Source organism: Pseudomonas sp. 2995-1, assembly GCF_002742505.1.
GTDB classification, from domain to species: Bacteria; Pseudomonadota; Gammaproteobacteria; order Pseudomonadales; family Pseudomonadaceae; genus Aquipseudomonas; species Aquipseudomonas sivasensis.
Genome location: NZ_LJSA01000195.1, coordinates 70113 through 82498, shown reverse-complemented (window position 1 = coordinate 82498; position 12386 = coordinate 70113). Strand labels below are relative to the sequence as shown.

At 60.9% G+C, this 12386-nt stretch carries 11 protein-coding genes; 6 read left to right on the top strand and 5 right to left on the bottom strand.

Features of this window, described 5'->3' with window-relative positions:
* Positions 1 to 29: 29 nt before the first annotated feature.
* The 4 genes from AOA61_RS01060 (at position 30) to AOA61_RS01045 (ending at position 3575) form a co-directional block, all read left to right on the top strand.
* Positions 30 to 791 (top strand): alpha/beta fold hydrolase, encoded by a 762-nt coding sequence (locus AOA61_RS01060; RefSeq protein WP_099600932.1) that lies wholly within the window; start codon positions 30 to 32, stop codon positions 789 to 791.
* A 69-nt stretch (positions 792 to 860) separates the two neighbouring features.
* The gene (locus AOA61_RS01055) at positions 861 to 1724 is read left to right on the top strand and encodes a LysR family transcriptional regulator (protein WP_099600931.1); all 864 of its coding nucleotides are present in this window, start codon (positions 861 to 863) and stop codon (positions 1722 to 1724) included.
* 76 nt (positions 1725 to 1800) lie between these two features.
* Positions 1801 to 2478, top strand: coding sequence for a sterol desaturase family protein (locus AOA61_RS01050; RefSeq protein WP_032888176.1), 678 nt, complete (start codon positions 1801 to 1803; stop codon positions 2476 to 2478).
* A complete protein-coding gene (locus AOA61_RS01045) occupies positions 2475 to 3575 on the top strand; it encodes an SMP-30/gluconolactonase/LRE family protein (RefSeq protein ID WP_099600930.1) in 1101 nt (366 codons plus the stop codon). Before AOA61_RS01050 ends, AOA61_RS01045 begins: the two co-directional genes overlap by 4 nt.
* Before the next feature lie 317 nt (positions 3576 to 3892).
* Here the strand turns inward: AOA61_RS01045 and AOA61_RS01040 are convergent, their stop codons facing one another.
* The 5 genes from AOA61_RS01040 to AOA61_RS01020 form a co-directional block, all read right to left on the bottom strand.
* Positions 3893 to 4273, bottom strand: coding sequence for a hypothetical protein (locus AOA61_RS01040; protein WP_032888179.1), 381 nt, complete (start codon positions 4271 to 4273; stop codon positions 3893 to 3895).
* A 2-nt stretch (positions 4274 to 4275) separates the two neighbouring features.
* Entirely contained in the window at positions 4276 to 5271 is a 996-nt protein-coding gene (locus tag AOA61_RS01035) for a hypothetical protein (RefSeq protein WP_099600929.1), read from the bottom strand.
* Between the two features lie 137 nt (positions 5272 to 5408).
* Positions 5409 to 6470 carry a lipocalin-like domain-containing protein gene (locus AOA61_RS01030; protein WP_099600928.1) on the bottom strand — a complete coding sequence of 354 codons (1062 nt, stop codon included), beginning with the start codon at positions 6468 to 6470 and terminating at the stop codon, positions 5409 to 5411.
* Positions 6460 to 8922, bottom strand: a complete 2463-nt coding sequence (locus tag AOA61_RS01025) for an FtsX-like permease family protein (RefSeq protein WP_099600946.1) — start codon at positions 8920 to 8922, stop codon at positions 6460 to 6462. Before AOA61_RS01025 ends, AOA61_RS01030 begins: the two co-directional genes overlap by 11 nt.
* 1 nt (position 8923) lies before the next feature.
* Entirely contained in the window at positions 8924 to 9592 is a 669-nt protein-coding gene (locus tag AOA61_RS01020; protein ID WP_099600927.1) for an ABC transporter ATP-binding protein, read from the bottom strand.
* A 277-nt stretch (positions 9593 to 9869) separates the two neighbouring features.
* Here AOA61_RS01020 and AOA61_RS01015 point away from each other — a divergent pair, with 277 nt between their 5' ends.
* Both AOA61_RS01015 and arnT read left to right on the top strand, forming a co-directional pair.
* A complete protein-coding gene (locus tag AOA61_RS01015; protein ID WP_241150126.1) occupies positions 9870 to 10541 on the top strand; it encodes a histidine phosphatase family protein in 672 nt (223 codons plus the stop codon).
* A gap of 187 nt (positions 10542 to 10728) precedes the next feature.
* Complete coding sequence (gene arnT, locus AOA61_RS01010) at positions 10729 to 12384, top strand: lipid IV(A) 4-amino-4-deoxy-L-arabinosyltransferase (protein WP_099600925.1); 1656 nt, start codon at positions 10729 to 10731, stop codon at positions 12382 to 12384.
* The last annotated feature ends 2 nt before the right edge of the window (positions 12385 to 12386 follow it).

Sequence of the window (12386 nt, the reverse complement as noted above, 5' to 3'; positions counted from 1 at the left end):
GCTTCCACACGGCTGCCCGGGACCTCCTGATGAATGTTGCAAAACACCTCGCATGCGGCTGTCTCTGGCTGGTCACTCATCTTGTCCAGGCAGAGTCACTGATCAAGCCCACCGCCATCGATTGGCTGCTCGATTGCACCCTCCCCACAGACGAACAGATGGCACCTGAGGTGCTGGCGCGCACCCAGTGCGGCGTCGTGACAGTACCGCGTAACCACGCGGCCCCCGGGGAAGGCACTCAACGCCTGTACCTGACCCGTGTCGGCGCCCGTGAGCCACTGAGTCGTGAAGGTGTGGTATTCGTCCAACCCGGTGACACACTGCAGGAAAACAGCGCAAGTACGTTCAGCATTCACCTCGCCAGCCGTTGGGAGACCTACTACACACAGGCCTACCGCACTCTGCTCAACCGCTACGATGTGATTGAACTCAGCCCTCGCGAACTCACTCAGGCCCATGACGTCGAACAGGCAGTTCAGGACATGGAGTATGTACGCGCACAACTGGGCGACCCACGATTGCATTTTTTGGGTAACGGCCACGCAACCCGCCTGGGCAGCCGTTACGCGGTGCAGTTTCCCGAACGCGTCGCACGCATGGTGCTGGTCAACGCTGAACAGGGCACGGCAGACGCTTTTCAAGTCACACACCTGCGCCTCAGGGAGCCCGCCAAACCGGACGGCGGAGGGTGTATCAGCCGATGGGTGGGCGATTTCCTGGCCCTTGGCAAACAGCCGCCGCCCTCCACTCGCTGTCTTGACGGGCATGCCAGGGAGCAGGTCCACCGTTGAATTGCATTCCACGCCCCCCTCTTCAGTGATCAGTTCTACAATGCCCCCCATTCATCCCCAGGGGTTTTCATGGACATCGAACTGGCACGCACCTTCCTCGAAATCACCCGCTGCGGCAGCCTCGCAGCGGCGGCCGAGAAACTGCACGTCACCCAGACCGCCATCACCGCACGGGTCAAAAGCCTGGAAGGCCAACTGGGCAGTACGCTGTTCATCCGCAACCGTGCGGGTGCACGCATGACCGCTGACGGCGAGGCCTTCGTGGTGTACGCCAACCAGTTGCTGCAAACCTGGGAAGCCGCGCGCCGCGACCTGCCGTTGCCCGATGGCTATCGCAATGTGCTGCATATCGGCGGAGAGGTCAGCCTGTGCAACCCGCTGATGCTCGGCTGGGCCCAGGCGCTGCGCGAGCATATTCCCGGCCACGCATTGCGCACCGAAGTGCGTGAAGGCGAATACCTGTTGCGCCAACTGGAACTGGGCGTGCTCGACGCTGCGTTGGTGTTCCAGCCGCAGTACTGGCCGGGGTTGCAGGTGGAGCAGGTGCTGGAAGAAAAGCTGATCCTGGTGCAATTGGTCAGCAAGCCGGCGCCGTACGTTTACATCGACTGGGGCCCGGGCTTTCGCCAGCAACATGACGCGGCCCTGCCCGACAAGGCCCGCGCTGCGGTGAGCTTCAACCTGGGGCCTTTGGCCTTGCAGTACATCCTCGAAAACGGCGGCGCCGGGTATTTCCGCACGCGGGTGGTGCAAAGCTACCTGGACAGCGGTGTGATGCAGCGTGTGGCCAAGGCGCCGGAGTTCAGTTTCCCAACCTACCTGGTGTATTCGCGGGCGCGGGACTCGGCGGTGTTGCAGCAGGCCCTGGAGTTATTGCGCGACGTGGTCAAGGCTGAAGGTGACTGGTCGCAACGCTGGGATCCGCTGATGTGAAACGGACTATGGACTCGCACAATCGCGAAGGCGGACTAAGCTCAGTCACCACCCAAAAATAATATGAGTCCCGACCATGCCCGACGCTACCGAGGCTTTCCGTGCCCGCTACCGCGCCGCGGTTTCCGCTCGCTACAACCCCTGGCTTCATGGTTTTTTTGTACTGGGTTACGGCATCGCCTGCATCACCCTGGCCTGGTCCAGCACTGAGCACATCACAGCGCTGCAATGGCTGACCGTGCCGTTGACCCTGCTGTTCTTCAACCTCTGCATCTACCTCGTGCACCGCCACCTCGGCCATCACAAACACGCCTTCGCGCGCTTGTTTTACGCACGCCATACCGGCGACCACCACAGTTTCTTCACCCCTGGCCACATGACTTACGACAGCCCACGGGACTGGCGGGTGATCCTGTTCCCGGCCTGGTTGATCGTGCTGCACAGCCTGGCCATCACGCTCCCCGCCTGGTGGCTGCTCAAGCAACTGAGCCCCAACGTTGCTGGGCTGTTTGCCGGGTGCATGCTCCTGGGCTACCTGTTCTACGAAGTGTTCCACGCCTGCGAGCACCTGCCTGCGGAGCATCCGGTGGCGCGCCTGCCGTGGATTCGCCAGATGCACCGGCTGCATGCCCTGCACCATCGCCGCGAGCTGATGCAGGGGCGCAATTTCAATATCGTCCTTCCCCTGATGGATTACCTGTTCGGCACCCTGCACTGGGAGCCGAACCCCAACGACAACCAGGAATCGTCATGAGTACCCGTCCAAAAAAACTGCGCCATCTGCTGTTTGTGTTGCTGCTGGCGGTGGTCGCCTTTCTGCTGCTGATGCCCACCAAGGTACAACCGGTGAACTGGTCACCGCCCAAAGCACCATCGATGAAGGATGGGCCTTTCGCCGAAAACCAGCGACTCATGGCTGTACAGAAAATCGGCGCCCAGGACATCGCCGGGCCGGAGGCGTTGCTGTTGGATGCACAGGGTTTGCTCATCAGCGGACTGCATGACGGGCGCATCATCCGCACATCGCCCGACAGTCAAAGCCTGGAAGTACTGGCCAATACGGGCGGTCGCCCACTGGGCCTGGCGATGCACCCGGATGGGCGCTTGATCATTGCCGATGGGGTGAAAGGCCTGCTCGCGCTGGACTCGAACCGCCAACTCACTTCTCTGAGCACCAACGCTAATGGCCTGCCCTTCGGCTTTACCAATGACGTCATCGTGGACGCCAGCGGCCGCTATGGGTATTTCAGCGATGCGTCGAGCCGCTGGGGTTATGGGCAAGACGGCGAAGCGGTGATCGAACATGGCGGCGATGGGCGACTGCTGCGTTACGACTTCAGCAACGGCAACACCGAGGTGTTGCTCGACCAGTTGCAATTCGCCAACGGCGTAGCCCTGGGCCCGGACGAAAGCTACGTACTGGTGAATGAAACTGGCGCCTACCGCATCAGCCGTTACTGGCTCAAAGGCGAACGTGCTGGCAGCCACGACCTGTTTATCGACAACCTGCCCGGCCTGCCGGACAAACTGAGTTTCAATGGCCGGGACCGTTTCTGGGTAGCGCTCTACTCACCGCGCAACCCGTTGCTGGACAGCTTCGCCGGCTACCCGCTGCTGCGCAAAGTGATGGTGCGCGCACTGATGGTGGTGCCCAAGCCCATCGAGCGCAAAGCCTTTGTGTTGGGGTTGGATACCAACGGCAAGGTCATCGCCAACTTGCAGGATGGCAGCGCGGGCAACTACTCACCGATTACCACGGCGCGGGAGTATGGCGACTGGTTGTACCTGGGCTCGCTGACGAACACGAGCATGGCGCGCGTGCCGTTGCAACTGGCGTTAAAGCCGGAGTGAAGAGAGGGTCAGTTTGGTCCGGACGGGGCGCCTGAGATCAAAATCAAAAGCAGAGAACAAGCCTAAGCCAGCCGGAGGTCTATCTGATGCATGAAGATCAAATGTGGGAGTGGGCTTGCCCGCGATGAGGGAGTGTCAGTTGATACATCTATGACTGACCCACTGCCACTGGGGTCAGGCCCCATCGCACATCTGGACTGAGTTCACTAAAAAATCGATCGACTCTAAGGCTGCCGCGCTTCTGCCTTTAATCTGAAGTCGCCCGGTCAACCACGTAGGCCGACAGCTATGTATGCAGTCAAGCTGCCCGTTGAGATTCAGTCAATCGGGATGTCGCACCAGCTTCGCCAAACGGCCCAGACGACTGCGGCAATAGTCCAAACATAACCAAGACGATACGGCCACAATGCCCAACGTTTAAGCGCTAAAGGAACAGATGCCAGTTCGGCCTCAGTCACAAGGCCTGCTTTCAGGAAGGCCTTGGGCATCGACAGAATGTCGACCATCAACCCCATGCGATGATACCGGTCGATTCGCTGATTTCTTTTCCAAAAACGCTTATGTCTACGAACCTTTTCATTTTCACTGAAGTAACTTTCCAGCTCGTCGAGCTTCGTATATTCGGCAAACAGTACCAATCCTAAGAAAACAAACGTCCCGACAAACCAGACAACGGTATAGACCAGAAAAAAATCCATGGCTAAGCCCCCTCTGGCTGGAATATCAAGTCACCATCGACCTCTACGATCTTTCCTCCCAGAAACGCTCCGCCGTCGCCTAGCACGTTGCCTCCTGCATACCCACCCGCAGCGCCTCCGATAACGCTGCAAATCAGTTCACCACGTCCTTTAGCCGCAATACCTAAAAAAATATTGCATGCACGACGACTTAGTTTCCCGCCAAAGTTCGCAGCTACAGCCGCCCCCGAAACCGCCCCCACCAACCTCCCCGTCTCCACATACTTCGCCCTCCGACACTGCGCCTCCCGCCCCGTCACACACGCCTCCTTGATCTCCAATCCCGCCACGCCTACGTCCAGCGCCAACCCCACATACGTGCCTTTGCCCAACCACTTTGACATCTGCGCGATCTCCCGAATCCGCTGCGCGTACCCGGCGATCTCACCCTTCTTCAGATAGCTTTTCGTGGAAATCCCCAACACCTTTCTCAATCCCTGATTACCCCGCAAACCCGTGCCATAGCGCGCCGCGCCTTGCAATTGGGTGTCCAACAGCGACAACAACACCTGGCGCTGGCGAAAAAATGCCTGCCGGTCAAACCCACCGTCCCGAAAGCGCTGATGCAACCGCTCAATGTCCTCCAGCGTATGCGCCACCTCGTCCAGATGCCGCGACCACGCCGACGTCACGCTGCCCACCCCGATCGAGCTGTACGCGAGAAAGCTCTGCAGCAAGTCATAGTTATTGATCACCGCCGTTCCGACTGACGCGTCTTGCGCCAACTGCCGGTGAATTTCTTCCGCCCGGCGCATCAACCAGGCCTCCTCCAACGAACACGTCACGCTGTAGGCATCGGGAATAATCACCATCTGACCCGGCGTCACCAGCCCATGGCGCAGGTGCCGATTCAACACATCAAAATGATCAGAACGCTGCCGGCTCGGAGCACTACCCATCAAGCGGGATTTCACACTCGGATAGTCCATCGTGCGGTCGTTGAGAAAGCTCTGCGCCATGCCTTACATCCGGGATGCAATGAAGATGGCGTCGAAATATAAGCAAGCAGATACACCCCGGACACAACCCGAGGAAGGCTGAATAACATTTGGGAAGTTACCTACGGCAACGCGGACAAGCCCTTACGGAAGTACCCTCAATACCCGGTCATTTCCAGGTAGCCCACGCCCCCGTCAAACCTCACCGGCCCTTCCCAATACGGAATGCTCAGGTTCATCCAGGCGTTCGGGTTGACGGCTTCAGTGGTGATATCCAGCTGTTTGCCAGGTATTTTCAGCGACCAGCGCGTCGGCAGGTTGCGCCCATCGATGGCCGTGGTTTCCAGCGGTGTCAGCTGGAAGTCAGCGTTATGCAAGGTCTCTGTACGTCCCTGGGCGTCCATCCAGGTGCCGGTGAGATAACCGCCGCCGTCCTTCTGGCGTACGCGAAACAGCATCAGTTGCGCGCCCCGGTCGAGGTGCAGGGAGAACCAGTCCCAACCAGTCTGGCTGGCGCTCAGTGGTTGGCTGCTCCATTCGCGGTCGAGCCACGCCGGGCCAGTGACTTGATAGGTTGTGCCATCAATGCTGACGCTGCCATTGGCGGTGAAGAACGGCTGGCTGTAGTAATACGACGCCTGGCCCTGGTCGGATTTACGGCTGTAGCCGTTGTCACCTTGCAACACCAATGGACGGCTGGAGGTCAGCCGCAAGTCGTAGGCGAAGTGCTCTGCGCTGGCCTTGAGTTGCATATCCGCCAATGCACTGGCCGCGCCAGGACGGCTGGCAAAGTTCCAATCGTCAATCCACGCATTGAACGGCGCTGCCTGGGCACCGGCCTGGCCAACGCCGCCACGGGCCAGCCGTTCGGCGGCGTAGTGGCGGTTGGCGGAGGTGACGGCGGCATGGCCGAGCCACACCGTCGAATCCCGCCAGCCGGCCTGGGTCGGCCCGGCTTTCAAGGCGTTGCGAAATAGCGTCCATTGCACGCCGAACACATTGCCTTGGGCGTCCTTCAGATTGGCGGTGACGTACCACCACTCGATGCGAAAACCGTCATGGGGGCCATGGTCCTCGGGAAAGCTGAACACCTTGCCGGGCAGCACTTGGGCAAAGTCCGCCGCATCGCTGCCCAGGCCTGCAAAGCTCTCTTGGGGCGCGGGGGCTTTGTCACAAGCCGCCAGCAGCAATAACGCGCACATCAACGCCTTAATCTTCATGGGCGAAGGTCCTCAGCAAATCCGCCGGACGGCTGCGGTACAGCTGCCACAACGGCCAGGCCGATGCCAACAATGTGGCGAGCATCGCCAGCCCAAGCAATTGTGCGAGCTGCCACGGGAACACCTGCAGCGGCAGCCGCCAACCAAAGGCCTGCACGTTGATCACCGCGTCCAGGCACCATGCCAACAACACTCCCAGCGGCAACGCCAACATCAGGGTGAGCACCGCCAGCAGCCAGGTCTGGCCCAGGTTCAGCAACATCAATTGTCGACGTGTCACGCCCAGCGCCCACAGCGGTGCGAGTTGGCCGAGGCGGCTCTGGCTCTGGGTCAGCAGGCTAATGAACAGCGCTACGCCAGCCACGCCCAAGGTCAGGCTGTTGAGGGCCGCAGTCGCGGCGAAGGTGCGTTCGAACACCTGGCTCGACCAGCCCTTGAGTTGCTGTTGATCGACGATGCGGCTGTCGTCCAGGGCAAATGCGCGCTGCACTTCTCGCACCAGTGGCGCTACATCAGACGGCGCGACGCGCAGGTTGAAGCGCGCGGGTGAGAGCGTCGGCCAGTGCGCCAGCAGGTGTTCGGAATTGACCAGGATATGCCCCTTGGGATTGCCGTAATCCGCGTAAATCCCCACCACCTTGGGTGACCAGACGCCTTGAGGCGTGGGGATATCAATCGAATCTCCGAGCCTGACTGAAAGCCTGCGCGCCAACTGCTCGCTGAGCATCAAGGTGTCGTCACCCTGCAACCGGTCCCAAGGTGCATCGGCAGCGTCCAACAAGGGCCAGTGCTCGCGATAGGTCGGATCGTCGACCACCCCGAATAGATCCGCTGGCCAGCCCTGCACTTGCACGGCGATCTGCCAGGTAGGCAACACCCTCTGCACCAAAGGTTGGTGCGCCAGCCAGGTGCTGAGCTGATCCGCCTGGGCCGGGGTTTGCGGGTTGAGGTACAGCTCGGCAGTGAGGCGTTGTTCCAGCCAATGATTGAAGGTGTGGCGAAAGCCCGAGGTCATGGAGCCCGCGCCGATATTCGCGGCCAGGGCCAGTAGCAGCGCCATCAGTGCCAGGCTCAAAGCCGGCAGTTGTTGGCGGCAATCGGCAAGAAACCACTGGCCAAGCACTGAACGGCTGCGCCCCAACACGGCCTTGAGCAGCCCGTTGAGCAATACCGGCAAGCCCAAGGCCGCGCCGAGCAGTAAGGTCGCCATCAATACAAACCCCGCCGCCAAGCTGTCGCCCAGCCAAAGCGCCAACAGCGCGATCAGCAATGCCGTTCCGGCGACCCAGCCCTGACGCCGTAACCAGCGACCATGGGCCTCGTGCCAGGCCTGGGCGTTGGCCAGCGCCAGCAACGGCAAGCGCGCCGCCCGCCACACGCTGCTGGCACCGGCCAGTAAGGCACCCAACAGGCTCAAGCCCAACCCCGCCAGCCACCACCATGGACTCAGGCTCAACTGTCCCGGCACTTCGGCGCCATATAACCCGCGCAGGCTGGCAGCCACATCCGGCAGCAGCAGGCTGGCCAGAAGGTATCCGCTGGCGACGCCGAGCACGCCGCCCAGCAGCGACAGCGCGCCCAATTCCACCCCAAGCCCGAGGATCAACAAACGCGCACTGACCCCACAGGCACGCAAGGTGCGCAGCAGTCCGCGGCGTTGCTCCAAGGCCAGGCCGATGGCGGCGTGCACAATAAACAGCCCCACCACAAAGGACAGGAAGCCCAGCGCATCAAGGTTCAGGTGGAAGCTTTCGGTGAGGCGCGCCAAGTTGCTATCCTCGCCCTGCCTGAGTTGCAGCCCTGCGGGAGGCGTGGGATGGCTGGCGGCGAAGGCCTTGTCCAGCAGCAGCCGCGACAGCTGCCCAGGCATCTCAAGCAAAGGTTGAGCAAAGCCGATATCGGTCAGTAACAGCCCGGGCGCCATGTCCGGCTGGGCTTGCAGCGGCGGCAGGCGTTGCCCGTTCAGCGTCAGGGGTTGCTGCCCTTCGTGCAGCCCCAGGGCCTGCAAGGTTTGCGGCGCGATCCAGGTACGCCCCGGAGGGTCAAAGAAGGCGAGCATCTGCGCCTGGCTCAAGCGCTGCCCCGCTACCGCGCCGCTGCCGGGCAACGACAGCGGGTCGAGGCCCATCAATTGCAGTCGCACGTCCTCATGCCCCTTGAGCTGCAACCGCCCCTGCACCACCGGCGACACCGGCCAACCAGCGCGGCGCAGTTCGGCAAACAGCGTTTGCGGGAAACTGGCAGCGTCCGGCGCACTGAGACTGGCTTGGGGTTCGCCGCCGATCAACTGGCTGGCGCGGGCATAGCTGTCGCGCGCCTGACTGTTGAGGGCCTGCACGCCGGTCAAGAGTGCGGTGGCCAGCCACAAGCCGGTGAGCACACTGAAAAACTGCACCGGGTGGCGCCGCCAATGGCTGAGCAACGCGCGCAGTGTCCAATAAAACACCGCCATTTCAGCGAGCATCCGCAGGCAGGACGCGGCCGTGATGCAACACCACCTGCTGGTCCAGCCGTGCGGCGATACGGGGGCTGTGGGTGACCATCAACAAGCTGGTGGGGCTGTCGCGCAACAGGTCCAGCATCAGTTGCAACACCTCGTCGCTGGTGGCTTCGTCGAGGTTGCCGGTGGGTTCGTCAGCCAACAGCAAGCCTGGCCGCGACGCCAAGGCACGCCCTACCGCGACCCGCTGTTGTTGGCCGCCCGAGAGCTGTTCCGGATAGCGCTTGAGCAAGTCGCCCAGGCCCAGGCGTTCCACCAACTGCGCCTGCCAGAGCGGATCAAAGCGCCCCGCCAGCCGGGCCTGGAACGCCAGGTTGTCGTCGACGCGCAAACTGCCAATGAGGTTGAACTGCTGGAACACCAGGCCAATTTCAGTGCGCCGCCAGTGAGCCAGTTGCGCCTCGCTCATCTGGTCGAGGCGCTGCCCACCCACTTGAATACTGCCGCGATCCAACCGATCAAGCCCGGCCACCAAGTGCAACAAGGTGCTTTTGCCACTGCCCGACTCGCCCATCAACGCCAGGCTGCTACGTGCGGCCAGGTGCAAATCCACACCTGCCAACACCGCCAACGGGCCTTGAGGGGTGGCATAGCTTTTGAAGACACCTTGCGCCTGCAGCATGGGAACACTCATCGGAGGGGTGGCCATCGAGAATAACGGTTGGGGATCGAGGCCACGCAAATTTTTCACATGCTTTTCACCGGCCACCGACCCACCGCACTTTAAATTACCGGCCAAGCGTCACTCGTCGGCAACTTCTTAGTTGCCAACCCTGGCAACTTTTAACCGCAGCATGTTCAGCGAAAAGACAGCAGCCCTGTGACAGCCTTCTGCTCCACTGCGGCTATTCGCCAACACGTTGCGCCTAACTAATACAAGATTGCCAACAGCGTCCAAGGTGAATGAAGTGGTTGACATTACCCTGATTAAACCACGCTCGCGCCGGGCCTTTCTCAAGCGCCTCAAACCGCTTTGGCTCGGGCTTGCCGTGGTCGGAGCGCTGCTCACTTGCGCGCTGTTCTGGCCGACCTCGCCACGGGATCTGGGCGTAGGCAATCGTCTGCTGACGTCCGAGGTGCTGCCACTGTGGCGCGACGGCGATCTGATCGTGCTGGTGCGTCATGAAGAGCGCTGCGACCGTTCGAGCAACCCTTGCCTGGGCCCGGTGGAAGGCGTGACGATTAATGGCAGCCAGCACGCGGAAAACATGGGCAAAGCCTTTAAATCACTGGGCATGGACGGCACCGACGTACTCTCCAGCCCCGCCATTCGCACCGCCCAGACCTCGCGCTTCATGTTCGGCAAAACCGAGATGACCGCCAGCGAACAAGCCGTCTGCGGCAAGGCCATGGGCGAAGAGTTGCTAAGCCACAAACAGGCCGGACGCAACCTCGTCTTCGTCACTCACAGCGGCTGCATTGCTGACTTCGAAACCACCCTGGGCTTCCCCCACGCCAAGTTTTCCGAGTACGGCAGCGCGCTATTCGTGCAGGTGCTGGCCAACGGCAAGTTCAAGGCCCTGGGCATCATGAAAAACCAGGATTGGCCGGCCGCGCTCAAACAAATCTAACGCATTCCCTTCCTGCCACTACGGCTTATGTTCAGCAAAAAGACAGCCCTATTCGGGCATGTTTAGTTGCGCCCTTTTTTAAGGTCGTTATGACTATTTCCCGTTATTCAGTGAACGCTGTGACGACTTTCGCCTTTACTTCATTAGTTGAAAAAACCACCACCAGACGTCAAGGAGCGACGTTGTCATGACCCGCTTTAAACCCCTGCCGGTTTTATTACTGGCCTTCGTCGCGTTTTATCTATTACCACTGGGCCTGCATGGTTTGTGGATACCGGATGAAACCCGTTACGCCCAGATCAGCCAGGAGATGCTTCAAAGCGGAAACTGGGTGGCGCCGCACTTCATGGGTATCCGTTATTTCGAAAAACCGTCCGCCGGTTACTGGCTGATCGCCCTGGGCCAGGCGGTGTTTGGCCAGAACCTGTTCGGTGTACGCATCGCCTCGGCCTTGACCACCGGATTGAGCGTGCTGCTGGCGTACCTGATCGCCCGGCGCCTGTGGAACGACCCACGCAAGTCTTTCGCCTGCGCCCTGCTCTACCTGAGTTTTGGCCTGGTGGCCGGGCAAGCGGGGTACTCCAACCTCGATCCGCAATTCACCTTGTGGGTCAACCTGAGCCTGGTGGCGCTGTGGTTTGCCCTCGACAGCCACACCCTGCGCAGCCGTCTGGGTGCCTGGGCCGTGTTGGGATTTGCGTGTGCCATGGGGTTCATGACCAAGGGTTTCCTGGCGTGGGCGCTGCCAGTGCTGATCGTCCTGCCCTATATGCTTTGGCAACGGCGCCTGGGCGAGCTGCTGCGGTATGGCCCGCTGGCCATCGGCGTGGCCGTGCTGGTGTGCTTGCCCTGGGTGCTGGCGATCCACAACCAGGAACCGGATTTCTGGCGCTTCTTTTTCTGGAATGAACACATCCGCCGATTCAGCGCCGACGACGCCCAACATGTGCGGCCATGGTGGTTTTTCCTGCCAATCATGGCGGTGGCCTGCTTGCCGTGGACCGGGCTTCTGCCCAACACCCTGCACCAGGCCTGGAAACAAAAACGCCAGCCGGCGATCGCCTTCCTGGCCCTGTGGTTGCTGCTCCCGCTGGGCTTATTCAGCCTGAGCAACGGCAAACTGCCGACCTACATCATGCCGTGCCTGCTGCCCCTGGCGTTGCTGATGGGGCATACCTTGAGCGACCTGGTCAGCCAAGGCAAAACCCGCACACTACGCCTCAATGGCCTGTTCAACTTCGTCATCGGCATGGCCGCGATGGTCAGCCTGATCTACCTGCAAGTCGCCAGGCCGCTGTACAGCAACAGCCATGCAGAGATGTTCAGCCTGTCGCTGGCGTTTATCGTGCTACTGGGATGGATCCTCACCAACCTGTTGCAAAGCATACGGCCACTGACGCTGTGGGCAATGCCGGCCTTGGGCATTGGCCTGCTGGTGGTAATGCTGCCGTCGAGCATGCCAGCCTATATCGCAGATAACGAAATGCCCGACCAATTCGTGTTGGAGCACCTGGATGAGTTGCAGCAAACCAATACACTGCTGAGCAATGAACTGGGGAGTGCCAGCGCATTGGCCTGGCGCTTGAAACGCGCCGACGTGGCGCTGTATGACACCGAAGGCGAGTTGCGCTACGGCTTGCAATACGCCGGCTCGGTAACACGTAAAGTGGAGCTGGAACAGGTTCAGGACTGGCTCAAAGAGGCGCGCCAGCACGGCTCCGTAGGCGTGCTGCTGCGGGTCAACAGCACCAGTGAAATGCGCGAGGCCGGGCAATTGCCACCCGGAGGCAAACGCTATCACAAGGGCTTCCTGGAACTTATCCTCTACCCGCAGGCGCCATGATG

Coding starts and splice junctions, on each gene's coding strand:
- arnT (WP_099600925.1), top strand. CDS start 10,729: ATGACCCGCTTTAAACCCCTGCCGGTTTTATTACTGGCCTTCGTCGCG.
- AOA61_RS01030 (WP_099600928.1), bottom strand. CDS start 6,470: ATGAAGATTAAGGCGTTGATGTGCGCGTTATTGCTGCTGGCGGCTTGT.
- AOA61_RS01045 (WP_099600930.1), top strand. CDS start 2,475: ATGAGTACCCGTCCAAAAAAACTGCGCCATCTGCTGTTTGTGTTGCTG.
- AOA61_RS01040 (WP_032888179.1), bottom strand. CDS start 4,273: ATGGATTTTTTTCTGGTCTATACCGTTGTCTGGTTTGTCGGGACGTTT.
- AOA61_RS01060 (WP_099600932.1), top strand. CDS start 30: ATGAATGTTGCAAAACACCTCGCATGCGGCTGTCTCTGGCTGGTCACT.
- AOA61_RS01035 (WP_099600929.1), bottom strand. CDS start 5,271: ATGGCGCAGAGCTTTCTCAACGACCGCACGATGGACTATCCGAGTGTG.
- AOA61_RS01020 (WP_099600927.1), bottom strand. CDS start 9,592: ATGCTGCAGGCGCAAGGTGTCTTCAAAAGCTATGCCACCCCTCAAGGC.
- AOA61_RS01050 (WP_032888176.1), top strand. CDS start 1,801: ATGCCCGACGCTACCGAGGCTTTCCGTGCCCGCTACCGCGCCGCGGTT.
- AOA61_RS01055 (WP_099600931.1), top strand. CDS start 861: ATGGACATCGAACTGGCACGCACCTTCCTCGAAATCACCCGCTGCGGC.
- AOA61_RS01025 (WP_099600946.1), bottom strand. CDS start 8,922: ATGGCGGTGTTTTATTGGACACTGCGCGCGTTGCTCAGCCATTGGCGG.